18 protein-coding genes are annotated in these 24827 nt (G+C 38.6%); 13 read left to right on the top strand and 5 right to left on the bottom strand.

Going from position 1 to position 24827, the window contains the following annotated elements; genetic code table 11:
* Positions 1-11 precede the first annotated feature (11 nt).
* The 3 genes from essC to essA are packed head-to-tail and all read left to right on the top strand — an operon-like array spanning position 12 to position 8195.
* A complete protein-coding gene (gene essC / locus AC1DEF_RS23660; protein ID WP_097824758.1) occupies positions 12-4490 on the top strand; it encodes a type VII secretion protein EssC in 4479 nt (1492 codons plus the stop codon).
* The gene (gene esaA, locus AC1DEF_RS23655) at positions 4487-7720 is read left to right on the top strand and encodes a type VII secretion protein EsaA (protein ID WP_477727566.1); all 3234 of its coding nucleotides are present in this window, start codon (positions 4487-4489) and stop codon (positions 7718-7720) included. Before essC ends, esaA begins: the two co-directional genes overlap by 4 nt.
* Positions 7698-8195 carry a type VII secretion protein EssA gene (gene essA / locus AC1DEF_RS23650; RefSeq protein WP_097824760.1) on the top strand — a complete coding sequence of 166 codons (498 nt, stop codon included), beginning with the start codon at positions 7698-7700 and terminating at the stop codon, positions 8193-8195. The genes esaA and essA overlap by 23 nt, the downstream gene beginning before the upstream one ends.
* A 50-nt stretch (positions 8196-8245) precedes the next feature.
* On the opposite strand, the gene AC1DEF_RS23645 is transcribed toward essA, so the two are convergent.
* Positions 8246-8722 (bottom strand): hypothetical protein, encoded by a 477-nt coding sequence (locus AC1DEF_RS23645; RefSeq protein WP_097824761.1) that lies wholly within the window; start codon positions 8720-8722, stop codon positions 8246-8248.
* 287 nt (positions 8723-9009) lie between these two features.
* On the opposite strand from AC1DEF_RS23645, the gene AC1DEF_RS23640 reads away from it, so the two are divergent.
* Both AC1DEF_RS23640 and AC1DEF_RS23635 read left to right on the top strand, forming a co-directional pair.
* Positions 9010-10164 carry an endonuclease gene (locus tag AC1DEF_RS23640; protein ID WP_097824762.1) on the top strand — a complete coding sequence of 385 codons (1155 nt, stop codon included), beginning with the start codon at positions 9010-9012 and terminating at the stop codon, positions 10162-10164.
* A gap of 105 nt (positions 10165-10269) precedes the next feature.
* Positions 10270-11907, top strand: a complete 1638-nt coding sequence (locus AC1DEF_RS23635) for a family 14 glycosylhydrolase (protein ID WP_097824763.1) — start codon at positions 10270-10272, stop codon at positions 11905-11907.
* A 49-nt stretch (positions 11908-11956) separates the two neighbouring features.
* Here AC1DEF_RS23635 and msrA read toward each other — a convergent pair whose 3' ends face one another.
* Positions 11957-12472: a peptide-methionine (S)-S-oxide reductase MsrA gene (msrA, locus tag AC1DEF_RS23630; protein WP_097824764.1), complete on the bottom strand. Its 516-nt coding sequence runs from the start codon at positions 12470-12472 to the stop codon at positions 11957-11959.
* Positions 12473-12840: 368 nt separating this feature from the next.
* Here msrA and AC1DEF_RS23625 point away from each other — a divergent pair, with 368 nt between their 5' ends.
* Both AC1DEF_RS23625 and AC1DEF_RS23620 read left to right on the top strand, forming a co-directional pair.
* Positions 12841-14178 carry an ATP-binding protein gene (locus AC1DEF_RS23625; protein ID WP_097824765.1) on the top strand — a complete coding sequence of 446 codons (1338 nt, stop codon included), beginning with the start codon at positions 12841-12843 and terminating at the stop codon, positions 14176-14178.
* 163 nt (positions 14179-14341) lie between these two features.
* Positions 14342-15238 (top strand): amidase, encoded by an 897-nt coding sequence (locus tag AC1DEF_RS23620; RefSeq protein WP_097824766.1) that lies wholly within the window; start codon positions 14342-14344, stop codon positions 15236-15238.
* A 193-nt stretch (positions 15239-15431) separates the two neighbouring features.
* Here the strand turns inward: AC1DEF_RS23620 and AC1DEF_RS23615 are convergent, their stop codons facing one another.
* Positions 15432-16988 (bottom strand): ABC-F family ATP-binding cassette domain-containing protein, encoded by a 1557-nt coding sequence (locus AC1DEF_RS23615; protein ID WP_013055117.1) that lies wholly within the window; start codon positions 16986-16988, stop codon positions 15432-15434.
* 261 nt (positions 16989-17249) lie between these two features.
* Here AC1DEF_RS23615 and AC1DEF_RS23610 point away from each other — a divergent pair, with 261 nt between their 5' ends.
* Both AC1DEF_RS23610 and AC1DEF_RS23605 read left to right on the top strand, forming a co-directional pair.
* Entirely contained in the window at positions 17250-18182 is a 933-nt protein-coding gene (locus AC1DEF_RS23610) for a D-2-hydroxyacid dehydrogenase (RefSeq protein WP_097824767.1), read from the top strand.
* 99 nt (positions 18183-18281) lie between these two features.
* Positions 18282-19367: a nitric oxide synthase oxygenase gene (locus AC1DEF_RS23605; protein WP_043975699.1), complete on the top strand. Its 1086-nt coding sequence runs from the start codon at positions 18282-18284 to the stop codon at positions 19365-19367.
* Positions 19368-19415: 48 nt separating this feature from the next.
* Here the strand turns inward: AC1DEF_RS23605 and AC1DEF_RS23600 are convergent, their stop codons facing one another.
* Together AC1DEF_RS23600 and AC1DEF_RS23595 are read right to left on the bottom strand one after the other, a co-directional pair.
* Complete coding sequence (locus tag AC1DEF_RS23600) at positions 19416-19547, bottom strand: YflJ family protein (protein ID WP_016762840.1); 132 nt, start codon at positions 19545-19547, stop codon at positions 19416-19418.
* 173 nt (positions 19548-19720) lie between these two features.
* On the bottom strand, positions 19721-20170 hold the full coding sequence (locus tag AC1DEF_RS23595) for an Rrf2 family transcriptional regulator (RefSeq protein ID WP_028410145.1): 450 nt from the start codon (positions 20168-20170) through the stop codon (positions 19721-19723).
* A 216-nt stretch (positions 20171-20386) separates the two neighbouring features.
* Here AC1DEF_RS23595 and hmpA point away from each other — a divergent pair, with 216 nt between their 5' ends.
* The 4 genes from hmpA to AC1DEF_RS23575 all read left to right on the top strand — a co-directional run bounded on the left by hmpA (position 20387) and on the right by AC1DEF_RS23575 (position 24692).
* Positions 20387-21568, top strand: coding sequence for an NO-inducible flavohemoprotein (gene hmpA / locus AC1DEF_RS23590; protein WP_097824768.1), 1182 nt, complete (start codon positions 20387-20389; stop codon positions 21566-21568).
* Between the two features lie 72 nt (positions 21569-21640).
* Positions 21641-22930, top strand: coding sequence for a lysine N(6)-hydroxylase/L-ornithine N(5)-oxygenase family protein (locus tag AC1DEF_RS23585; RefSeq protein ID WP_097824769.1), 1290 nt, complete (start codon positions 21641-21643; stop codon positions 22928-22930).
* Between the two features lie 143 nt (positions 22931-23073).
* On the top strand, positions 23074-23586 hold the full coding sequence (locus AC1DEF_RS23580; protein ID WP_013081517.1) for a type 1 glutamine amidotransferase domain-containing protein: 513 nt from the start codon (positions 23074-23076) through the stop codon (positions 23584-23586).
* A 359-nt stretch (positions 23587-23945) separates the two neighbouring features.
* On the top strand, positions 23946-24692 hold the full coding sequence (locus AC1DEF_RS23575) for a CAP domain-containing protein (protein ID WP_013055125.1): 747 nt from the start codon (positions 23946-23948) through the stop codon (positions 24690-24692).
* The last annotated feature ends 135 nt before the right edge of the window (positions 24693-24827 follow it).

Here is a 24827-nt window from a genome sequence, read left to right as displayed (position 1 = left end):
GAGGTAGTTGTATGAATATGCTTTGGATAGTTAGTGGGCAAACGTATCAGCAGCTGCCTATAGATTTTAAAACCTTTCGCCAAGCAACGGTTGGAAACGCTCAGCATCAAACTTTTACGTTTTCCTATCCGTTTGAGAAAGGGCAAATGACGCTGTCATCTGAAAAGAACGGCCGGCTCTTGATTTCCTACGGACAAGAAAGGATAGCAGAGCTATCTGTTTCTGAGTCGTTTGTATGGCGAGAACAAGGACATGCTTTAACCTTTGTCCTTACAGAGACGGCTGTTAAAGAAGCTGTCTATTATATTGATTACGGATCAGAAGTCTCGTTTTCCACAAGTGATGAAGCAGCTGATGTGTATCAGCAGAAAGAAAAGTGTGTAATAGAGCCAAAAGAAGGATTTTACTTATCAAAGATAAACGGGAAGTGGAAGGTCTTTTATAACCAAGAACCGCTTTATCTTAACGGACACCGACTAGAAGAGAATATGAACCTTCAGCCCGGAGATCTTATTTTATGGTCTTCTATGACGATTCAATTGATCGAAAAAGATTTGCTGAAGATTCAAAGCTACTATGATTATGCATCTAAGCTTCCAGCTACGGCACAACCTATTTCTGAAATGAAAAAGAAGTATCCTGTTTATAGACGGACACCGCGGATGATATATGATTTGCCTAATGATAAGGTGAGCTTGTCCTTTCCGTCTCAAGACAATGATGAAAATAACCGAAGCTTATGGCTTACTATTTTACCGCCATTAGTCATGCTTTTAGTCATGGGTACGGTCTCGATTATTCAGCCTAGGGGAATTTTTATTATTATATCTGTCATGATGTTTACGACCACGCTGATTGTATCCACCGTTCAATACTTCAAAGATAAAAAACAGCGCAAGAAGCGGCAGGAGCGTCGTCGTCGAATCTATACAAAGTATCTAGAAAACAAGCGCGAGGAATTACAAGAACTAGTATCAGTTCAACGAGATGTATTATCTTATCATTTTCCGACGTTTGAACGAATGAAATATTTAACAGAACAGATTTCTGATCGAATTTGGGAACGAACTGTAGAAAGCAGTGATTTTTTACAGGTGCGTCTTGGAACAGGAACAGTTCCTGGAAGCTACCAAATTTCTTTGAATAGCGGAGATATGGCTAATCGAGAAATTGATGATTTGCTTGAGCAGTCTCAGCATATGGAAAAGGTTTATCGAGAAGTCAAAAATGCCCCTGTTACCGCTCATTTAGGTTTAGGCTCTATCGGTCTTGTAGGAAAGATGAAAACGGTGAAGAATGAACTGCATCAGCTTGTAGGACAGCTGGCATTTTCCCACAGTTATCATGACGTAAGATTCGTATTCATTTTTGATGAAGAAGAATATAAAGAGTGGGAATGGATGAAATGGCTTCCTCATTTTCAGCTTCCGCATTCTTTTGCGAAAGGTTTCATCTATAATGAACAAACGAGAGATCAGCTTTTATCTTCTATTTATGAAATACTGAGGGAACGCGATTTAGATGAAGCAAAAGGAGAAGGGGTTTTCTTGCCTCACTTTGTTTTTATTATTACGAATCAGCAGTTAATTGCAGATCACGTTATCTTAGAGTATTTAGAAGGATATCACCCTCACCTTGGGTTCTCTGCGATATTTGCGGCAGAAACAAAGGAAAGCTTAACGGAGCATGTTCACACACTTGTTCGTTATATTAACGAATCCGAGGGGGATATATTAATTCAAAAGCAAAAAGCTGTGAATATTCCATTTCAGCTAGATAAACACATGCTGGATTATAATGAAAGATTTGCAAGGATGCTGCGGACATTGGATCACCAAGTTGGCATGACCAACTCAATTCCAAACAGCGTTTCATTCTTAGAATTATTTAAAGCAAGAGAAATTGGTGAGTTGGATATTGTGCAAAGGTGGCACAGCAATGAATCAGCTAAGTCGCTAGCAGTTCCGATTGGTTTAAAAGGAAAAGAAGATATTGTTGAACTAAATCTTCACGAAAAAGCTCACGGCCCTCATGGATTACTTGCAGGTACGACGGGGTCAGGGAAAAGTGAATTTTTACAAACGTACATTCTTTCTCTAGCGGTGAATTTCCACCCCCATGAAGTCGCGTTTTTATTGATTGACTATAAGGGCGGAGGAATGGCTCAGCCGTTTAAAAACATGCCTCACCTGCTTGGAACCATTACAAACATTGAAGGAAGCAAGAATTTTAGTACAAGAGCCTTAGCTTCTATTAAAAGTGAATTAAAGCGACGCCAGCGCTTGTTTGATAGATATGAAGTCAATCACATTAATGATTATACAGATTTATATAAGCAAGGTATGGCAGAAGAACCTCTGCCTCATTTATTCTTAATCTCGGATGAATTTGCCGAGTTAAAAAGTGAAGAACCAGAATTCATTCGCGAATTAGTCAGCGCGGCGCGCATTGGACGTAGTCTAGGCGTTCATTTAATTTTAGCAACGCAAAAGCCAGGCGGTGTTATTGACGATCAAATTTGGAGTAATGCACGCTTTAAAGTAGCTTTAAAAGTCCAAGATGCCGCTGACAGTAAAGAAATCTTAAAAAATGCGGACGCTGCTTCTATTACGGTGACGGGTCGAGGCTATCTGCAGGTTGGAAATAATGAAGTGTATGAACTGTTTCAGTCAGCTTGGAGCGGCGCGCCGTACATGGAAGATACGTATGGGGCTGAAGATGAAGTAGCCATTGTAACAGATCTCGGGTTGATTCCTTTATCTGATGTATCTACTCAGCAGACGTCATCTAAACAAGCGGAAGCAGAAATTGATGTTGTGGTGCAAAAAATCGAACAAACGCAGCAGGAATTAGGTATCAAAAAATTAAATAGTCCATGGCTGCCGCCTCTTAAAGAAAGATTGCTTCGCAGTGAGTACATAGAGAAGCGAGACAGGGTATTCCCAATTGGCTTGATTGATGAACCGGAAAAGCAAAGCCAAACGGTATATAACTATCAGCTGATGGACGATGGAAACATTGGTATATTTGGTTCGTCAGGATACGGTAAATCGTTTACAGTCATGATGTTGCTTCTTAGTCTAGCTGAAAGACAGAGCCCGGAGCAGCTTCATTATTACATTTTTGACTTTGGAAACGGCACGCTGCTGCCGCTTCGTCAGCTGCCTCATACGGCGGATTATTTCTTAATGGATCAAATGCGTAAAATTGAAAAATTCATGGCGATTATCAAACAAGAAATCGCAAGGCGAAAGCAGTTATTTCAACAGCAGGAAGTTAGCAATATCAAAATGTATAATGCTCTAAGTTCAGAAGAGCTTCCTCTAATTTTTATCACGATTGATAATTTTGATCTTGTCAAAGAAGAAATGCAAGATCTAGAAATGCAGTTCACACAGCTCGTGCGTGACGGCCAGTCTTTAGGAATTTATATGATCTTTACCGCGACGCGCGTGAATTCTATTCGTCAGTCACTTATGAATAACTTGAAAACGAAAGTTGTTCATTATTTAATGGATCATTCAGAAGCGTATTCTATTTTGGGACGTACGCCGTATGCGCTAGAGTCTATTCCAGGCCGGGCTATTATCAAAACGGATCAACCTTATTTTGCGCAGCTGTTTTTACCTGCGGAAGGAAAAGATGATTTTGAAATTTTTGATGCAGTTAAGCTGCACATTCAACGATTAAAGAATCAATATGCTGATGCTATTCTTCCGGAGCCTGTACCAATGCTGTCATCGAAACTTGTACTTGCCGAGTTTATGACGGACAGAAGAGTTATTCGGGAAAAAGGAGTCATTCCTCTTGGATTAGATGAAGAGTTTGTTCGACCGGTGCATATGAACTTTACGAAAAATAAGCATTGCATCGTCATGGGGCAGACGCAAAAAGGAAAGACAAATGTAGTGAAGGTCATACTGCAAACAGCGCTTGAACAAGGCGTGAAGCAAATCGGATTATTTGATTCGGTTGACCGTGGTTTATCAAGCTATGCAGCTGAAGATGAAGTTGTTTACATGGAAACAAAAGAACAGATTATCGACTGGCTTGATTTAACTGAAGAACGATTGCAGCGACGTGAAAATAAGTATTTAGAAGCAGTGCAGGCAGGAACGGTACACAGTCTTTCATTTGCCCCGATCATGCTTGTAGTAGACGGATTTGTACGATTCCAGCAAAACTTAGACAGCGTCCTGCAGGATCGTATTACAAAATTGATGAAAAATTATAGTCACCTGGGCTTTAACTTGATTGTTGCAGGGAACAACAATGAGTTTTCAAAAGGATTTGACGCGTTAACAACAGAAGTGAAGCAAATTAGCCAAGCCGTGTTGCTGATGAAGAAAACGGAGCAAAGCTTATTTACACTTCCTTATGATCGAAAAGAAGCCGACGTTAATCCTGGCTTCGGTTATTATATTAAAAGTGGAAAAGAAACAAGAATTCAAATCCCGCTATGTGTAAGTGAAAGGAAGATCTTAACATGACCGAACAGCGTAAGTATACACTTAAAGTCATATTAGCTGTTGTTTTAATTTTGGCTCTTCCTTCTTTCTTTTTCCAGTATATTGGAGACAACCCGCTGCAAGTCACAGAAAACTCAACAAGAACGATTGCGGTTGTTAACGAAGATAATGGAGTAAAAGAAAATAGTGAAAAAGCGATAGAATTTGGAGGAAAAGTGACGCCTCTTTTACAGGAGGGGTCGGATTATCAATGGACCGTGCTTGGACGAAGCGCAGCTACAAGCGGTTTACAGAATGGGAAATATGATGCGGTTATCTATATTCCCTCGACTTTCTCACAAAATATTTTATCGTATCAGGAAAAAAAGCCAGAAAAAGCTACTTTGGAATACAAAGTTCAAAGTCAGCTTAACGCAGTTAATAAGGAAAAAGTAGTAGGGGAATTAGAAGATGCTACTACAAAGGTTAATAATGAAATGTCCTCTTTGTACTGGAGTTATGTATCACAGGAAGTGGATAAGGTACGTGGACAGTTCGATAAAATTCTAAATAAAGAAATCGCCTTTCAAAAAACAATGGTCGCTTTTTATAAACCGAATTCAAAAGATTTAGCGGGTGAATTAAATGATCAAAAGAAAATTCTTCAGCAAATCCAAGATAATGTAAATAAAGCAGAAAAAGGTTCTAGTGACAGACAAGGCGACGTAGAACAGGTTGAAAAGAATTTAAACAGCTTCATTGAATATGTGAATCAATATCAAACATATCAAGAAACACAGAAGCAAATGCTTGAAAAAACGCAGGCTCAAAGCGTCGCTGCGATTCAAGAAGGGTTGTCTTCTCTTGAATCTAATCAGCCAAGATCCAAGCAAAATTTTAATGAGCAGGCCAATCAAGTATTCAGCGGATTGTCTTCCATCCAACAGCAGCTGGATGAAAATCAAAAAGCCGTTGGAGAACTTGGAGATCAACAAGCGGATAACGTCAGTGAACAAGAAAAAGCTCTGCAAGACTTGAATGGCCAAATAGTCAATTCATACAAACAGCAGTCTGAGCAAACAACGCTAAATCAAATTGAAAATAAGCTAAAGCCGCTTCGTGCGCAGCTAGAGACAGCTTCATCAAGTGATGGTGGCGGAGGCTCAACGGATCCAGGAGAAGACGACGGAACTCAGCCAGATCCAAATCAAGGCGGAGAGACGCCAGCGGATCCAGGGGAAGATAACGGAACTCAGCCAGATCCAAATCAAGGCGGAGAGACGCCAGCGGATCCAGGGGAAGATAACGGAACTCAGCCAGATCCAAATCAAGGCGGAGAAACGCCCACGGATCCTGGAGAAAATGATGGAACTCAGCCAGATTCCGGTCAAGGCGAAGGAACGTCAGAACCAATTAAAGTGGATTTATCTCAGCAAACAGCAAAGCTTGATGATATATCAAAAGGGCTTGAAGACGTAGAACAGCAGCTCCAAGGAATGGTGAACGAAACACCTGAAGCGCCTGAAGCACCTGAGACATCTGAGGGAACGGAAACGCCTGAAACACCGGACACATCGGATGCATCAGGTACATCCAATGCTGTGAAAAGTGCGCTTGAAAAAGTGGCTAATCTGAAAACACAGGTACAAGCAGTCAAAGATGAGCTGCAAAATGTAACCGTTCAGCCGGAAGCTTCAGGAGAAAATACGGATGCGCTGAAGCAGAAAATTGCAAGTTTGGAAGCAGACGTTAAGTCTTTGACAGCACAGAAAAACAAAGCAGAGAAAGACTTAGAAGAAGCAACCAAGTCGTCGAGCAGTCAAATTGCTAAGCTTCAAGAAGAAAATGAACGATTAAAAAAAGAGAATGAAAAGTTGAAAGAAGACGGCAAAAAGCCTTCTAAAGGTAGTGTGAATGTAGACAATCTCATTACGATGATTAAAAACAAAGAAGATAAAATCTTATCTTCTCCAAACCTTTCAGCTTCTCGCAAGGAAAAGCTGAGCAATACATTCTCAGGTAAGATTAAAAGCAGCAGTGCAGAAGATATGCTAAAGTACTACGGTGATTTATCGCAGTATGATTTGACTTTAGCTCAAGTAGGAAATACAGACATACAGAACAGCGTCCTTAACAATGACTCTATTAAAGGAAGTTTGCAGCAGGCGTTAGCTGGCACCGTCTCTTCTCAAGACGCGCGTAAGCAAATCCAACAAAACTTGTCTCTAACAAAAGAAGAGTTAGCACAGTTCCAAAGTTCAGTGCAAGATTTTGCGGATCAATATGGACAAACAGTTGATGCTGAACAAGCATCTATTATGGAAGAGCTATCAGCTATTCAAGAAAAAGCAAATGCAATGAATCAAGAGCTTCAATCTAGCGCAGGTGAAGATCAAGCATTAGAAAAGAAAGAAGCTCCGGACGTAACGGGCTTAATGACGCTACAGCAAAGCATGGGTCAAGAGTTGAAGGGAATGAACGAACTCATTTCATCTTTAGGTGAAAGACATGCTAATGTTGTCACATACACAGATGAATTGCAGAAGCGTGTAAATGAAGTCCAGGATAAAGCTGACACGCTTAACAGCAAGTGGGCCCAAAACGTGGATTCAACGAAGTTGGTTCGCGGCCAGGTATACCGTTTGTTAAATAATACATTAGTAGATGGACAGAATAATGATTACGTTTATCATTATTTAGCGAATCCTCTTCAAGTAAGCGGTGAAGTGCCGGCTGAAAAAGTAAAAGAGGTTCCACCGGTTGTCATTCTGGTTATTATCTTAATCAGCAGCTTACTAATTGGCTATTTCAGTCAATACTACCGACATGCACCTATGCTTGTAAAAGGTACGCTGTTTGGGTTATTGAATTTGATTGTAGGGTTAATGGTAAGTATCTTTAGCCTTAATATTTATTCGTTATCGGGAGACCGGGCAATGGAATGGTCAATCTTTACGATCGTCTTATTGCTTGCTTCATCTACACTCGTACGTATTGCTTTCTTATTAGGAAGCTTCGCTGGATGGGTGACGACAGTAGGGTTGATTTTATTTTATATTACCCCGCTTCTTAACTTATCTATGCCAAACTTTAATTACGAAGATCCAGTATCTAAAGTATATATGTCAATTCAATATGATATGCAGTCTCTGTTTGGACAGGCGCTTATTGTATTACTGGGAATGACTGCTGTGTTAAGTGTTCTACCATCTATTATTCGTGCTTTAAAGACGACTAAAGAGGTTGAAAATGATGAAACCTATAGTGCTTAATAAGAAGATTGGAAGTATTGTTCTTATTTTTTCACTTCTTTGTTTCCCTATAGCAGCAGCGGCTGAAGCTGATGACGGAAACGTTGAAGAGATTAAACCAAATGTATATAAGGATGATCCGATTAACTTGGACCCCGAATCTTTGCTAGAAAATAAAAAAGAAGTAGGAAATATTCCGGAGGAAATAAAGGATCTTACATTTGAAAAAGAGGAAGATGCAGAGAAAGAGAGCTTAAAAGAAAGTCTTTTTGCGAACGCATCAGCTGAAGATAATACGATTTCTGCGAAAGCAAAAGAATATAACTTGTTTTCTTCTAAAAACACTTCCTACAAGAAAGATCGAACAGAACAAACTGCTTCTGAAAAGTCATCAGACCTACAATGGTTTTATTTATTATTGATTGGTGCGGGGGTTGTTGTATTATTTGCGGTTTTAATACCGCGCATTAGCCCTCAGTCTTCTGTAAAAAAATGAAAAAACCTCGCTGTTAATCAACAGCGAGGTTTTTTCGTATAGACGCAAGCTTATAGGCGGCGGAAGCCTTCTTCAAACAAATAATCTTCTGCTTCTTCGTAAGATAGAAATGCTGCCTCTAAATTCAAGCCAGAATAAATATTCCACAGGTCATCTTCATGAACAAGTAAAAGCGTTGCATTGTCTGGGCCGTTCCAGCGCTGTTCATTTCCATTCCCTACAATAGCTTCTTCTCTAGCTGTATCAGGAAGGGTAGACAAAGATTCAATAGAAGCTTCAATAATTGAGCGAAGCTCTTCTTCAGTATAATCACGGATATTCACAAGACCTTTGTCATTTGTTTCATATCCTTTTAAAAACCCTGCATATACAAATCCATTTCCGTTAGGATGCAGATGATGCACAACAACCGTTTTATCGTACACGCTTTCTTCATAATGAAAATTCACGCGTCCTAAAGATACATCTTTTCGATGCAGCTCTGGAAACGATGAAATAATAGCTAATTTTTCGTCAAAACTAAGCATAGACAATCCTCATTTCTATTTAAATCATTTCATTTTCTGAAATGGTATAAGCTCTTTTACGATTCGGTTGATTATACCATATATAAAGAAAGACACATAATGCTTTTTCCAATGTAGACTTTTAAAAATATAACCCTTCGCATAAAGTGGCCGTCACTGTAAAGAAGAATACAGCTTTTTCACTATAAAACTTAACAAAAAAGAGGCAGGGAATTCACAGTGAAAAAATAATATAAAGAGGTGGAAGAAAACTAGTTTTCAAACTTATCATAAGGAGGAATAAAAAAGTGAAATTATACGCTCTGTGTAAAAAAACATGGGCAATGTCCCTGCTTGTTTTTGCTCTTTTAGTGAGCTTAACTCCTGTTAGTCAAGCAGCCGCATTTTTATCTGTTGCACAAGCTCTTGAGAATCAAAACAACAGTGTACAAACGGTTAAAGGATATGTAGTAGGTCAACCTACAGGCACATCTACAGTTATTACGAGCAATTACCCAAACGATTATGCATTTGCTCTTGCTGACAGTTCAAATGAAACCAATACAGACAAGATGGTGTACGTTCAAATTCCTTCAAATTTGCGAAGTACATTTGGACTTCAAAGTCACTCGGAGTTAAAAGGGAAAAGTCTTACTGTTACGGGCACACTCACTCCTTATTTTTCACACCCAGGAATAAAATCAGTTACTTCTATCAGTAAAGAAACAGGAGGAACTGATCCGACTCCAGATCCCACAGAGCCAACCGTTCCAGTAGAAGACTATTATCGTACCGCAGCTGGAAAAACAGGAAACAGCTTAAAGACAGAGCTTCATAACATTATTGATCATCACACAGAACTGTCGTATTCAGCCGTATGGGAAGCTTTAAAGAAAACGGATGAAGATCCAGCTAACGCAAATAACGTTATTTTGCTCTACACGGGGCGTTCACAGGCTAAGAGTACAAATGGAGGCGGAGTGGACGATTGGAATCGTGAGCACGTTTGGGCAAAGTCTCACGGGGATTTTGGAACAGCTATGGGACCTGGAACAGATCTTCATCACTTACGTCCAACCGATGTGTCTGTAAACAGTACGAGAGGAAACTTAGATTTTGATAACGGAGGGACGGAACATAGCGAAGCACTCGGAAATTATTTTGACAGTGATTCATGGGAACCTCGAGATGAAGTAAAAGGCGACGTGGCTCGTATGTTGTTTTATATGGCCGTGCGCTATGAAGGCGATGTAAGTGATGAGCCTGACTTAGAACTTAATAACACAGTGAATAATGGCACTGCTCCTTATCACGGGAAATTATCTGTGCTTCTTCAATGGAACGCCAAAGACCCAGTAGATGATCGAGAACGACGTAGAAATGACATTATTTATTCAGACTATCAGCATAACCGCAATCCGTTTATTGACCATCCTGAATGGGTGAATGAGATTTGGAACTAATGAAGAAGGCGTCCTTGCAGGGCGTCTTTTTTTTATAAAAGAAAAAGGAAAAAACCAAAATCCGCCGAATACCTATAGGTGATTTTGAAAAAATGGAGGGAAGATATGAAACAGCTATGTAAAAAAGGATTGGCTTTCGTTTTGATGTTCATTTTTGTTAACGCTTTCATTTTGAATCCAATTAACGGAGCGGCTGCCGTAGATGGAAAATCAATGAATTCAGGTTACAAAACCTATTTAATGGCGCCTTTAAAAAAGGTAACAGACTATACAACATGGGAAGCATTTGAGAACGATCTACGCAAAGCGAAACAAAATGGATTTTATGCAGTGACAGTAGACTTCTGGTGGGGAGATATGGAGAAAAACGGCGATCAGCAGTTCGATTTTTCCTATGCGCAGCGCTTTGCTCAAGCTGCTCGTAATGCAGGTATAAAGATCGTTCCTATTATTTCTACTCATCAGTGCGGAGGCAATGTAGGAGATGATTGTAACGTTCCGCTTCCATCTTGGGTATGGAACTTAAAAAGTGATGACAGCCTTTACTTTAAATCTGAAACGGGAACGATAAATAAAGAAACGCTAAGCCCGCTTGCAACAGACGTTATTTCTAAGCAATACGGTGAGCTCTACACGGCATTTGCGCAAGCGTTAGCACCTTATAAAGACGTGATTGCTAAAATCTATTTATCAGGAGGCCCTGCAGGTGAAATTCGTTATCCGTCCTATACAGCAGCAGACGGAACCGGCTATCCATCTAGAGGGAAATTTCAAGTGTATACGAACTTCGCCAAAAGCAAGTTTCAATCATATGCTTTGACTAAATACGGTTCACTCGCCGGCGTTAATCAAGCGTGGGGAACCAATTTAACGTCTGCATCGCAAATTTTACCGCCATCAGATGGCTATCAGTTCTTAAAAGATGGTTATTCAACAGCTTATGGAAAAGATTTCTTAGCATGGTATCAAGGAGCTTTGGAAGATCACACAAAACGTATTGGGCAGTTAGCTCATCAGGCTTTTGCTTCCACCTTTAACGTACCAATCGGTGCAAAAGTGGCGGGAATCCACTGGCAGTACAATAATCCGACTATTCCTCATGCTGCAGAAAAACCAGCTGGATACAATGATTACAATGCGCTTTTGGATGCATTTAAAACAGCTAAATTAGATATCACCTTTACATGCTTAGAAATGACGGACAGCGGGAGTTATCCGGAATATTCTATGCCAAAGACGCTCGTACGCCAGGTAGCGGGTATTGCGAATGCAAAAGGAGTTGTTTTAAACGGGGAAAATGCTTTAACTATAGGCAGTGAAGATCAATATAAAAAAGCAGCTGAAATGGCCTTTAACTATAATTTTGCAGGATTTACTTTGCTTCGTTTCTACGATGTTATTAACAATGATACGCTGATGGGGCAATTTAAAAATACGTTGGGCGTTACACCACTTGCGCAAACGGTTGTAGTAAAAAATGCGCCAACTGCATTAGGAGAAACGGTTTATATTGTTGGAGACAGAGCTGAGCTAGGTCAGTGGGGTACGTCCATTTATCCAATTAAATTAACATATAATTCATCTACAGCTGATTGGAGAGGCACCGTCTATTTTCCTACGAGTCAAAATGTTCAATTTAAAGCAATTGTGAAGAGAGCTGATGGATCGTTAAAAGCATGGCAGCCTTCGCAGCAATATTGGAGCGTGCCGTCAACAACAACGACTTATACAGATAATTGGTAAAACAAAACCGCATAGCGTTTGCTATGCGGCTTTGTTTTGAACACAAGAATTATTTCCAGTTCGTTTGAATAAATTCATCTCGACCAGACTTAGCGCGGTCTTCTTTATAATGCTTTGGATTTTTCTTGTGAAAATCTTGGTGATACTCTTCGGCTTCATAAAACGTAGAGGCAGGAAGAATGCTTGTTACGATGGGTTTTTTAAAACGTCCGCTTTCTGCGACCTCTAGCTTCGTCTCTTCAGCTGCTTGTTTTTGGTTGTCGTTATGGTAAAAAATTGCTGTTCGATATTGCGAGCCGCGATCTTGAAATTGACCTCCGTCATCTGTTGGATCAATTTGCGGCCAATAAAGATCTAATAAACGTTTATACGGAAACACTTCGGGGTCAAATGTGATTTGAACCACTTCGTAGTAACCGCTTGTTCCAGATTTTACTTGCACATAAGTAGGGTTATCCACAGTTCCCCCCATATATCCTGATACAATGCCGTGAATACCTTCTAGCTCTTCAAAAGGTGTAACCATACACCAGAAACATCCACCTGCAAATGTAGCTTTTTCCATACGTAATCCCTCACTTAATCCGTTGTTATGAAGGGTATTATAACAAATTTATATTGAAACAGCTAGAAAAGGGTTTGTAGTCTGTGTAAAAGCTGTGGATAAAGGTGAATATCCACAGCTTTTACACAATAAACTCGACTGTTTTGAAGATTGAAAAATGAAGGAGAGAATAAAGAAAAAATGATAGAATAGATAAGATGTATATATCGTTTTAGAAGAAATTGCACAACAGAAGTACAATCTACGGACTGGACTTTGGGGTGCTGATGGCATCTAGATAAATAAAGTTAGTACGTTAGTAACAAGAGGTAAGAAACAGCATATTCGCGCTGTTAAATAAATATACAAAGATAATAGGAGAGTTGAATATGTTACAAGATAATCTCATCCTAGAGCACTATGGATTAAACGAATTAAATTTTGATACGATCAAAAGCTATCGGGATCGGTTTGCTGAAGTAAAACCAGCTCATCCTTGGAATGCGCTTGAAACAAAGGAGTTTTTATACAAAGTAGGAGCTTGGGGAAAGGTTAGAGATACCCATAAAGAAGGAGTCACACTCGCAGGCCTGCTTTTATTCAGTGAAGAACGGATTATCACAGAAGTTTTACCACAATACTTTTTAGAATACCGGGAAAGTAAAGGGAACGAAGAATGGACAGAGCGCTTTACCTCTCAAGACGGGACGTGGTCAGGAAATATTTTTGATTTTTATTTTCATATTCATGAAATTGTTCGTAATAGCGAACCTCAGCCGTCAATCGCTTCCTCTTTAACAGAAGTTTTGATTAATATGCTTATTCATGCAGATTATAATGGCGAGGGCGGCGTTATTTTAGAAAAGCAACCTTCTCATTACGTTTTTTCTAATCCAGGCCTTTTGTTAGTACCTACAGATTCAGTTTTTAGCAATATCGTTAGTCAGCTTCGAAACCCAAATATCGTTAAGCTATTCAGTTTACTAGGGCTATGTGAACGTTCGGGCTCTGGTTTGAAAAAAGTAAAGCAAAATTGGAGCCTGCATCATTATAAAACGCCAGCTATTGATCAAGATGTTTCTATGCATCGTACAGTGGTCACGTTATCTTTGTCCACTCAAGAAAGACAGGTAAGTTCTTCTGAAAAAGACACTTACAATACGTCCATAACCGATTCGGGAAATAATTTTAAGGATGTCGAAAAATATCAAAATACACCTGAAAACAATGTCGAAATCGACTCCTATAATAAAAATAAGTACTCCTATAATAAAGGATTAATAGAGGAATTTAAGTCATACAATAACGATGTTAACTCCTTTAATAAGGAAGATAACTACTATAATAACGAGAGTAACTTATATAATAACGATGTTAACTCCTATAATAATAACTATAACTCCTATAATAATGATCAAGAAGAAGATTCTTCTAATTTGGTAAATGTAGAGAATATTGATACGAAGCTATGGGATATTGCAGCGTTGGCTCGTGAAAAAAAACGGCTTTCGCCGAATCAGATGGAACATATTATTCTTGAGTTATGTAAAGAAAAACCGCTCATGCTTAAAGAGTTTGCTTATTTACTAGAAAGAACGCCGGATGGAGTACGTAATAATTATTTAACAAAGCTATTACGAAAAGGACAATTACAGTTGAAATATCCAAATCAGCCAAACCATCCAAAACAGGCATATTTATTTAATAAGAAAGATATAGAGAAATAAATCAAGCAACCGATAGAACATATAGAGATTCAGCTGCAAAAAATTGATAAGGAGGAGTTTGCTAAAAGCTATAGATTTAAGGGGGAAATTCACCATAAAGTTGTGCCAAGCTGTCAGACTCTCTTTATATGAGTTCTGGCTCGTATAAAGGAGGAAAAAGAGTGTGAAAAGCAAGTGCGTTCTTATTTTTCTGGTGGTTGTATGGCTGTTTAATATGGGGAAAGGAATAGGATGTGGATCAAAGGTGAATGCAGAGATAAATATACCGCTGTCGACGTGGGTGTGGGATACAAAGAAATGGATGCTGAATCAAGAAGCTATCCTCGAAAAGCTTCAAGAAAAAAAGGTGACAAACGTTTATTTACAAATTGATACTCATCTTTCACCTTCCGTATATCGGCATTTTATCCAACAAGCACAAGCCCAGGGCATAAGTGTTTACGCACTTGACGGCGCTCCTTATTGGATAGGGCCTTCTGGTATAGAAGAGCAGGAAGCATTTTTTAATTGGATAACAGCTTACCAAGCACAAGCAGACGAGCCACAGCAATTTTCAGGGGTTCATTTGGATGTAGAGCCTTATTTGTATAAAAGTTGGGAAAATAATCGAGCGAAAAGTATTCTGCAGTATCAATATGTTATTTCTCAAGCCGCTGTACAGTCTCATGAGTTACACTTGCCGCTTGCTGTAGATATCCCGTTTTGGTTTGACGAAGTTCCATTCAAAAATAGCAATGGTTCCGGTTCGCTGGGGCGGTGGATTATTCAGTACGCTGATGAAGTCACAATTATGGCGTACCGGAACCACGCAGATAAAGAAAACGGTATTGCTGAAATAACAGAAAATGAACGCAAGTGGGGATGTGTACTATCCACTCCGATTGAAATAGGGGTAGAAACGATGGCTTCAGATGAAGGAGAATACATTTCTTTTTCTGCTAAAGGAGAAGAAAAGATGATGCAAGAGCTGGGTATGTTGCTTACAAAGTGTCAAGCTGAAAATCCTCCAAGCAGTATAGCTGTTCATTATTTTGATAGCTGGCTTCAGATGAAGCCATGACAACGAAAAGACCGCTGCATCACTGCAGCGGCCCTTTTGGGTTTAGGGAGTATAGATACAATATAGCCATTTTCTTAAAGGACTATACATAAAAAAAGTAACCATTTAAAAAATGGCTACTCACACAAAGGGGGGGAACTTAATCTTATCATTCCCACTTTTTCTAAAAGATATGCCTCTTTTAACCCGTTTTTTAAAATAATTTAGTCGTCCAAGATTCGCAGTTCCACACGTCTGTGACAACATCTTGATAAAATTCAGGTTCGTGGCAAATAATTAAGATACTTCCTTTGTATTCTTTTAAAGCTCGTTTTAATTCATCTTTCGCATCTACATCTAAGTGGTTTGTAGGCTCATCCAGTACAAGAATGTTGGTTTCATTGTTAATTAGCTTACATAGACGAACTTTTGCTTTTTCTCCACCGCTTAGAACTTCTACTTTACTTTCAATATGTTTTGTTGTTAAGCCGCATTTAGCTAAAGCTGCACGAATCTCGTATTGGGTAAAGTGAGGAAACTCATTCCATACTTCTTCAATACACGTATTGTAATTAGCCGTTTTGATTTCTTGTTCAAAATAGCCAATATGCTGGTAATCTCCTTTTTCTACAGAGCCTGAAATCGGTTTGATTTCTCCTAAAATACTTTTTAAAAGAGTTGTTTTCCCGATTCCATTTGCTCCTACAAGGGCAATCTTTTGACCTCGCTCCATTTTTAAATTCAGTGGCTTAGAAAGCGGCTCTTCGTATCCAATGACTAAATCAGATGTTTCAAAAATTAATTTGCTTGAAGTACGAGCACCCTTAAAGTTAAACTCTGGTTTTGGACGCTCCTGAGCTAGTTCAATTACCTCCATTTTATCGAGCTTTTTTTGACGGGACATGGCCATATTTCGTGTCGACACACGGGCTTTGTTTCTCGCTACGAAATCTTTTAAATCTGCCATTTCTTGCTGTTGTTTTTTATAAGCTGCTTCAAGCTGCTGTTTTTTCATCTCATATACTTTCATAAAATCGTCGTAGTCTCCTACATAGCGATTTAACTCTTGGTTTTCCATATGATAAATTAAATTGATCACGCTATTTAAAAATGGAAGATCGTGAGAAATTAAAATAAAGGCATTTTCATATTCTTGCAAGTAGCGTCGCAGCCACTCAATATGCTGTTCATCCAAGTAGTTTGTAGGCTCATCCAGTAAAAGAATTTCTGGTTTTTCAAGCAGCAGTTTGGCTAATAATACTTTTGTACGCTGTCCGCCGCTTAAATCCTGTACATCGCGATCTAAGCCGATATCTTCTAATCCTAATCCGCGTGCAATTTCTTCGACTTTCGCATCGATAACATAAAAGTCATTGTTTGTTAAGAGGTCTTGAAGCGTACCGACTTCTTCTAATAGTTTTTCGAGTTCTTCTGGTGATACCTCCGCCATTTTCTCGTAGAGGCCATTCATTTGAGCTTCTAAATCAAATAAGTATTGAAAAGCACTTTTTAGTACATCACGAATAGAAAGGCCGCGCTCTAATGCTGTGTGCTGATCTAAATAGCCAACGCGCACTTTTTTAGACCATTCTACTTTTCCAGCATCCGGTTCTAGCTTGCCTGTAATGATGTTCATAAATGTTGATTTACCTTCGCCGTTTGCTCCAATTAAGCCGACGTGTTCACCTTTTAACAATCGAAATGATACATCGTTAAAAATCGCACGGTCACCAAAACCATGGCTTAGATTTTTTACGTTTAATACACTCATGCTGACACACCTTTTCTTTTAAAATATCTATCGTACGTTTCGTTATAAACAAATTGATTCATAACGATTATAGCGAACTTATATACATAAATCCATATGAGTTTTCCAGCCTTGAAAGTCATATAAAATTCACTCGCGTCTTCCTTTCACTTCATTCATACTATATATATCAATGTAGAAAATCCTTCATGACGAAGGGACGGTTATATCGAATCATTCAAATAGAGTATACAAAAGAATAAAAAGGCAGGGGGAAAAGAAATGAACATTCATACGATACTAGTGGCAGGAAGAATGCATAAAGAGCTGGAGGAGATAATCAAACAAAAGCAGCTGTCTCAGACGTTTCGATTTATGGAAGAGCAAGACGTTACAATTGAAGATTTAAACTGGGCTGACGCGCTTTTATCCTTCGGTCCAACGAATTGCTTTGAAGATCATAGCCTTAAATGGGTTCATTCTCTCGGCGCAGGAGTCGATCGGTTCTTAGAAAGCGGTAATTGGAAAAAGAGTGTGATGTTAACACGTACGGTTTGTTCATTCGGTCAGCGAATCAGTGAATATTGTCTTAGCTATATGCTAGCTGAACTTCAGCACCACGCACAGTTTCAGCAACAGCAAAAACAAAAGCAGTGGAAAGTGGTAGAGCCTAAGCAGCTTTCTACTCAAACGGTCATAATTTACGGAACAGGTGAAATCGGCGGGCGTCTTGCAGCCGTTTTAAAATCTTTTGGTGTACGAGTAATAGGTGTATCTAAAAGTGGAAATGAAAAGCCATCATTTGATCAAGTGGTCTCGATTTCGAAGGAAAAAGAATTGCTAAAAGAAGCCGAATGGATTATTAGTACAATGCCGCTAACACATGAAACAAAAAGCTACTTTGATCCCAAATGGATGAATGTAGTTGAAAATGCATACTTTATAAATGTTGGACGAGGAGCAACTGTAGATGAAAATGCGTTAGTAGAGGCTATTGAGCAAAAACGTATTCGAAAAGCATACATAGACGTGTTTGAGCATGAGCCGTTAACGAAAGAATCTTCTTGGTGGGATCATTCAAACATCATCATAACACCTCATATTTCAGCGGTGACTACGGCTGAAGAAGCTGTTGAGTGCTTTGTTGAAACGCTGCAAAAAGTTGAGCAAGGCGAATTGCCTTCTAACTTGGTTAATATTGAAAGAGGCTATTAAAGCATTATGATGCGCGTTTCCGCTATGAGAATGGTATACTGAAACTTGCTTTTCTTGAACGAAAAGAATGAAATCTGTTCTTCTAGGGGGGAACAAACGTTGAAGCAAGAAGAATTATTTGAACAAGCACGTGTATTTATAGAGACGTGTTACGCTGAACTTGAAAAAAGCGAAGCGGATAAAAACAAGCGGTTAAAAGAAATCCATCAGCAAATTATGTCACTCGGACATTATGATCATACATTTGAAGAGTTAGAGCACGGAGCTCGTATGGCTTGGAGAAACAGCAATAAATGTATTGGACGATTATTTTGGCAATCGCTCAATGTATTTGATAAGCGAGATGCGAACACAGTTGAAGAGGTAAGAGACGCCCTTTTTCACCATATTGAATATGCAACAAATGACGGGAAAATCCGGCCTACTATTACGGTGTTTAAACCGAAAATGAAAGCAAAAGAGCCGGTTAGAATATGGAATCATCAGCTAATCCGCTATGCGGGATATGAGACGGAATATGGTATGGTAGGAGATCCTGATTCTATTGCGTTTACGGAGGTTTGCCAAAATTTAGGATGGGAAGGTGAGAGAACTCACTTTGATGTTCTTCCTCTTGTACTGCAAGTTAATGAAGAGTCACCTCGATGTTTTGAGATTCCAAAACATTTAGTGAAAGAAGTAGCTATTACGCATCCAGAACTTCCTGAATTTGAAGACTTACAGTTAAAATGGTACGCTGTCCCGATGATTTCAGATATGAAGCTAGAAATTGGAGGGATTGATTACGTCGCGGCACCATTTAATGGATGGTACATGGGGACTGAGATTGGGGCGCGAAATTTAGCGGATACGTATCGCTATAATCAACTTCCAAAAATAGCTTCTATGATGGGATTGAACATGGATTACAACGCGACGCTTTGGAAGGATAAAGCTCTTGTTGAATTAAATGTTGCAGTGCTTTCTTCTTTTAAACGAGAAGGAGTTAGCATTGTAGACCATCACACCGCTGCTCAGCAATTTCACTTGTTTGAAGAAAGAGAGCAAAAAAATGGCCGCGAAGTGACTGGGAACTGGACGTGGCTGATTCCGCCGGTTTCGCCAGCTACCACGCATATTTTTCATAAGCCTTATAAAAATAAAGTATTATCACCAAATTATTTTTATCAAGACGCTCCTTATTAAATGAACAAAAAAGAGAGTACGCATTTGTACTCTCTTATTACACGTTAATTAATTTTTGTGTTTATCAAGCAAGTTAGCAAGTACATATGTTTTGTACTTTTCTACTTTGCGGCCTTCGTGGTTGCGAACTCCTCGTTTCTTAAGTTCCTCAACATACCAACCTTTGCTTCCTACGTGCATACTCAAACACCCTTTCGTCATTTTTTTAGGATGAACAGAATGAGGTTCATTGTCTGCTCGAATGGAGACATCTTGTCTTTCCAATACGTGCCTCATTGTAACATCTTTTATTTTATGATGAAAGGGAAAAAGGTTAAAAAAACGAGAATGATTTCAAATGAATTTTAGTTTACTCATTCCTCGTTTTTTTGAGATAGAAGGAGGAGGTTTAATTCATCTTTATTTTGAATTAGATCTTCTAGCGTATATTGATCCAATACCTTAATGAAGGCTTGCATGGCTTCATGTAAAACACTTTTTAACTTACAGACGGGGCTAATAATGCAGAAGTTTCCTTCACGGTCAAAACATTCCACGATATGAAAATCTTCTTCTGTTTGACGTACCACTTTTCCAATATTAATGTCTTTTGGAAGCTGAGCTAAACGAATACCGCCGTTTCGTCCTCGAATCGTTTCAATTAAGCCAAGTTTTCCAAGCTCGTGAATGATTTTCATAAGATGGTTTTTTGAAATATTATACGCTTCAGCAATTTCTTTTATATTGCTTAGTTTATTATTATCGCGAACGCCTAAATATAATAAAACTCGCAGTGAGTAATCTGTATATTGTGTGAGCCTCATCTTTTTACCTCTTCTCTTATCAGCAGCTGATATATCTATAATAGCATGTCTATATCTAAGAAATACAGAAAGAATGCTCTCATTTTTGACGAGGCGAATTTGTGAACATTTCTTTAAATATGTATATAAAATATATCTTTTTAAGTTGGATATGAGTATCATAAAGATGTATTAAAAATATATCTTTTAAAAATGAATCTTTCGGAGGCGAAAGTTATGAAACAAACAACTATTTCTATTGTAAAAAGTACAGTTCCTGTTTTAGAACAGCATGGTCAAGCAATTACCACTCGTTTTTATGAGATGCTTTTTGAACAGTATCCTTCTTTAAAAAATGTATTCAACCAAACAAATCAAAAAACAGGCCGTCAGCAAATGGCGTTAGCTAATACAGTTTATGCCGCTGCGCAGTATATCGATCGGCTTGAAACGCTGCTTCCAGTTGTAAAGCAAATCGCTCATAAACACCGCAGTATCGGCGTAAAAGCAGAGCACTATCCAATTGTCGGAGAGTTCTTATTAAAAGCAATTAAAGATGTTTTAAAAGAAGCTGCGACCGATGAGATTATGGAAGCTTGGAAAGAAGCATACGGTGCCATTGCGGACGTGTTCATAAGTGTGGAGCAAGAATTATATGAAGAAGCCGAAGAAAAAGGATGGAAAGATTATAAAAAACTAATGGTTCATAAAAAAGTAAAAGAAGCAGAAGACGTGTACTCGTTTTATTTAGTATCACCTGATCAAAAAGCGTTGCCTGCTTTTCTGCCAGGTCAGTATGTGAGTGTACGAATTCCTGGTCAAGAGTATTTATCTATTCGTCAGTACAGCTTATCAGGCTATCCAAGTCAACCATATTATAAAATTACGGTGAAAAAAGAAAAGCAAATGGAAGACGGGGTCGTGTCAACTTATTTACATGACCAATTGAAAGAAGGAGACTTGCTTGAAGTCAGCGTTCCAGCAGGAGATTTTGTCTTAAAAGAAAATAATAAATCAGTATTTATCAGCGGAGGTGTAGGAATTACTCCAATGATGTCAATGCTGCATCAAGCACTGGAAAACAATCAAGAAGTAACATTTATTCACAGTGCTAAAAATGAGCAGTTTCATGCAATGAAACAAGACCTTCAATCGTTGTCAGAGACATATACGTTTGAACAACACGTTTTCTATAGTCAAGCGCAAACAGACCAGCATGATGAACATATAACGTATGGTCGCTTAACTAAAAAAGAGCTAGCTAAATATGCCGGCGATAAACACGCATATTATTATGTTTGTGGATCTTCTTCATTTACGCAAATGGTGTTAGAAGGCCTAGCTGAAATGGGTATTTCCCAAGAAAATATCATGTATGAATCGTTTGGCCCGAAAATGAGTATGACTCCTTCCGCATAAATGTATGGAAAAAGGGTAAAAAGCTAACAGTAGACAATACTGTTAGCTTTTTTTATGAAAGGGAGTTTAAAGATGACAAATAAGCAGTATGACATGGTGGGAATAGGAATAGGACCTTTTAATTTAGGCTTAGCGGCCCTTGCTGAGCCTCTTGATGAAATTGATGCCGTCTTCTTTGATAAAGAAGAGAAATTTGAATGGCATCCGGGCATGTTAATTGACGGCACGGACTTGCAGATTCCGTTTCTAGCAGACTTAGTTACATTTGCGGATCCAACAAGCCCCTATTCTTTTCTAAATTATATTCACAAGCAAAAACGCTTGTATCCGTTTTTTTTCTTTAATCGTTTTGACATTCCGCGTCAAGAATACAACGAGTACGCAAAATGGGTAGCGGAGCAGCTATCTTCCTGCCACTTTTCTTCAAAAGTTGTGGACGTGATACCGAAAAATGAAGAAGAGTATTATGAAGTAAAGGTAGAAACACCTGATGGAATTCAAACGGTAAATGCTAAACACGTTGTAATGGGAACAGGAAGCATTCCACTTGTACCTCCGGCTTTTGAAGAAAAGCTTAATGAGCATATTTTACACAGCAGCGGCTATTTACATAAAAAAGAAGAGATTCAAAAAGGAAAGCATGTAACGATCGTTGGTTCAGGGCAAAGTGCTGCAGAGATTTTTCTTGATTTACTAGAAGAACAGACTGAACATCATTACCACCTTACATGGTTTACAAGATCCTCTAATTTTTTTCAGCTTGATCAATCCAAGCTTGCTCAAGAGTTATTTTCGCCAGACTATGTAGATTACTTTCATTCGCTGCCTTTTGAGGAACGTACAAGCACGGTAGAAGATTTAAATCCTTTACGTCACGGAATTGAATCTTCTACCTTAACGAAAATCTATGATTTACTTTATCATCGTTCACTTAAAGGAAAAGTACCCGTTACGATTCAAGCTTCGACTGAAGTAAGTGATATTCATAAAAAAGGAAATGGATATGAGCTGGAGTGCAAACAATTAAAGACTGAACGCTCTTTTCAATACGAAGCGGATCGTTTGATATTGTCCACGGGCTATAAGCCAAAAATTTCGCCGTTCATCGAACGAATAAAAGATGATATCGAATGGGAAGATGACAAGCGTTTTAAAGTCACAAAAGATTACCGGCTTGTCTTTAAACAACCTCGTAACCACCACTTTTTTACGTTAACCAATATTGAACATTCACATGGATCTGGCGCAACAAATCTTGGTTTATCCGTTCAGCGCAATCAGCGTATTCTGAACGTGATTGCAGGGAGAGACGTGTATCCAGTTCCAGAAGAGACGACGTTCCAGACATTTAATTTGTTTTGAATTTCTTCTTTATAAAAATCTTCAATGTGGTTTTTGATTATTGTAGAAAAGTTTTTTATCCATAAACTATGTTTAAAAGAATAGTGTACGGGTATTTTATTTATAGAACATTAGTACACAAATCAATTAAGGAGTTGCTTAGAATGAGTAAGAAAATTGCAGTACTAGTAACAGATTTATTTGAAGATGTGGAATATACAGATCCAGCCAAAGCCTTTGAAGAAGAAGGCCATACGCTAACAAAAATCGATGTTAAAACAGGTGAAGTAACAGGTAAACAAGGCGAAACAACATTAACAATTGATAAAGCAATTGCGGATGTAAAACCAGAAGATTTTGACGCATTGTTTTTACCGGGAGGTTTCTCACCAGATATCTTACGTGCAGACGATCAAGTCGTAGCTTTCACAAAATCATTTATGGATGAAGGCAAACCGGTTATGGCTATCTGTCATGGACCACAGCTGCTAATCAATGCTGAAACATTAAAAGGACGTGACGTAACTGGTTTCAAATCAATTGCTATTGATTTGAAAAATGCAGGTGCAAACTTCCATGACAAAGAAGTGGTGGTATGCGGTAATCAACTAGTTACAAGCCGTACACCAGACGATATGGAAGCATTCGTACGTGAATCAGTAAATGTCTTAAAGTAAGTAAATAATATTAGTAAAACTTTCTGTAAAAGGCGATAAAAGGGTGGTTTACCACTCTGCTGTCGCCTTTTTTGTATGTAACGATTTTGACGAGGAAATTACAGTTATATTACTGCATTGGATGAAGCGGTTTCTAAAAGAATATGAAAACCTTTTACTATCAATAGATAGAAGCCACGTAACACAATCGAAATATTTTTTACATAAATAAAAGTATAATTTTGGTAGCTTAAAAGACGTTGCGAGTTTCATAGTTTTCATGCAACAATGAGGGTGCATCACGAGATTGGCTTGCTACAAGCTTAGATGCGTTGCGGTTTTACAAAAAAACTTTATTATCACATAGGAGGATTTCAAACATGAAGAAAAGGTTTCGTATTGCCACTGTCGCAGGTGCCGTATCATTAGGATTACTAACAGCAGGACAAGCAAATGCAGCAGCTCCTGATTGCAACACTCCAAAACAAATTAACATTAAAGATGCTCAAGCAGCACAAAATATAAATGTAGATGAGCTATTAAAGAAATTTAACGCTCAAGGACAATCTGCTCAAGCAGCAGCTCCACAACAAGAAACACAAGCACCAGAGCAAGCTGAAGCAGCTCCACAGGAACAAGCACAAGCACCAGAGCAAAGTGAAGAAGCAAAAGCTCCAGAGCAAACACAGCAAAACACAAAAGCTCAACAATCAGAAAATACTGATAAAGCAGAACAAACAAAAGATGCTAGTCAATTCGAACAAAAGGTCGTAGATTTAGTGAACCAAGAGCGTGAAAAACAAGGTTTAAAACCTCTAACACTTAACAAAAAATTAAGTGACGTTGCACGCACTAAATCAAAAGATATGATGGACAAAGGGTACTTTGACCACAATTCACCAACATATGGTTCACCATTTGATATGATGAAACAATTCGGCATTGAATATACAACTGCAGGTGAAAACATTGCAAAAGGTCAGCAATCTCCTGAAGATGTAATGAATGCTTGGATGAATAGTGACGGTCACCGCAAAAACATTCTAAACCCTGATTTCACTGAAATTGGTGTTGGATACGTAAAAGGTGATACTACGTACTGGACTCAACAATTTATCGGTAAGTAATACAAAAAGAGCAGGATATACCTGCTCTTTTTTGCGTTTTTAGCTGTCCAATTTGGGTATAGTAAAGTAAGAACACGTAAAGGAGTGCCTTAAATTGGGACGTATATTAAAAAAAATTCTAGTCGCTGTTTTTCC

It is taken from the genome of Priestia sp. 10L35 (assembly GCF_056395685.1).
This window is presented reverse-complemented; position numbering and strand designations above follow the sequence as displayed.

Bases quoted from the DNA above. Each gene is read 5' to 3' on its own strand.
- AC1DEF_RS23600 (WP_016762840.1), bottom strand. From the start codon at position 19,547: ATGCACGTAGGAAGCAAAGGTTGGTATGTTGAGGAACTTAAGAAACGA.
- AC1DEF_RS23580 (WP_013081517.1), top strand. From the start codon at position 23,074: ATGAGTAAGAAAATTGCAGTACTAGTAACAGATTTATTTGAAGATGTG.
- AC1DEF_RS23595 (WP_028410145.1), bottom strand. From the start codon at position 20,170: ATGAGGCTCACACAATATACAGATTACTCACTGCGAGTTTTATTATAT.
- essA (WP_097824760.1), top strand. From the start codon at position 7,698: ATGATGAAACCTATAGTGCTTAATAAGAAGATTGGAAGTATTGTTCTT.
- AC1DEF_RS23585 (WP_097824769.1), top strand. From the start codon at position 21,641: ATGACAAATAAGCAGTATGACATGGTGGGAATAGGAATAGGACCTTTT.
- hmpA (WP_097824768.1), top strand. From the start codon at position 20,387: ATGAAACAAACAACTATTTCTATTGTAAAAAGTACAGTTCCTGTTTTA.
- essC (WP_097824758.1), top strand. From the start codon at position 12: ATGAATATGCTTTGGATAGTTAGTGGGCAAACGTATCAGCAGCTGCCT.
- esaA (WP_477727566.1), top strand. From the start codon at position 4,487: ATGACCGAACAGCGTAAGTATACACTTAAAGTCATATTAGCTGTTGTT.
- msrA (WP_097824764.1), bottom strand. From the start codon at position 12,472: ATGGAAAAAGCTACATTTGCAGGTGGATGTTTCTGGTGTATGGTTACA.
- AC1DEF_RS23575 (WP_013055125.1), top strand. From the start codon at position 23,946: ATGAAGAAAAGGTTTCGTATTGCCACTGTCGCAGGTGCCGTATCATTA.
- AC1DEF_RS23625 (WP_097824765.1), top strand. From the start codon at position 12,841: ATGTTACAAGATAATCTCATCCTAGAGCACTATGGATTAAACGAATTA.
- AC1DEF_RS23635 (WP_097824763.1), top strand. From the start codon at position 10,270: ATGAAACAGCTATGTAAAAAAGGATTGGCTTTCGTTTTGATGTTCATT.
- AC1DEF_RS23615 (WP_013055117.1), bottom strand. From the start codon at position 16,988: ATGAGTGTATTAAACGTAAAAAATCTAAGCCATGGTTTTGGTGACCGT.
- AC1DEF_RS23645 (WP_097824761.1), bottom strand. From the start codon at position 8,722: ATGCTTAGTTTTGACGAAAAATTAGCTATTATTTCATCGTTTCCAGAG.
- AC1DEF_RS23610 (WP_097824767.1), top strand. From the start codon at position 17,250: ATGAACATTCATACGATACTAGTGGCAGGAAGAATGCATAAAGAGCTG.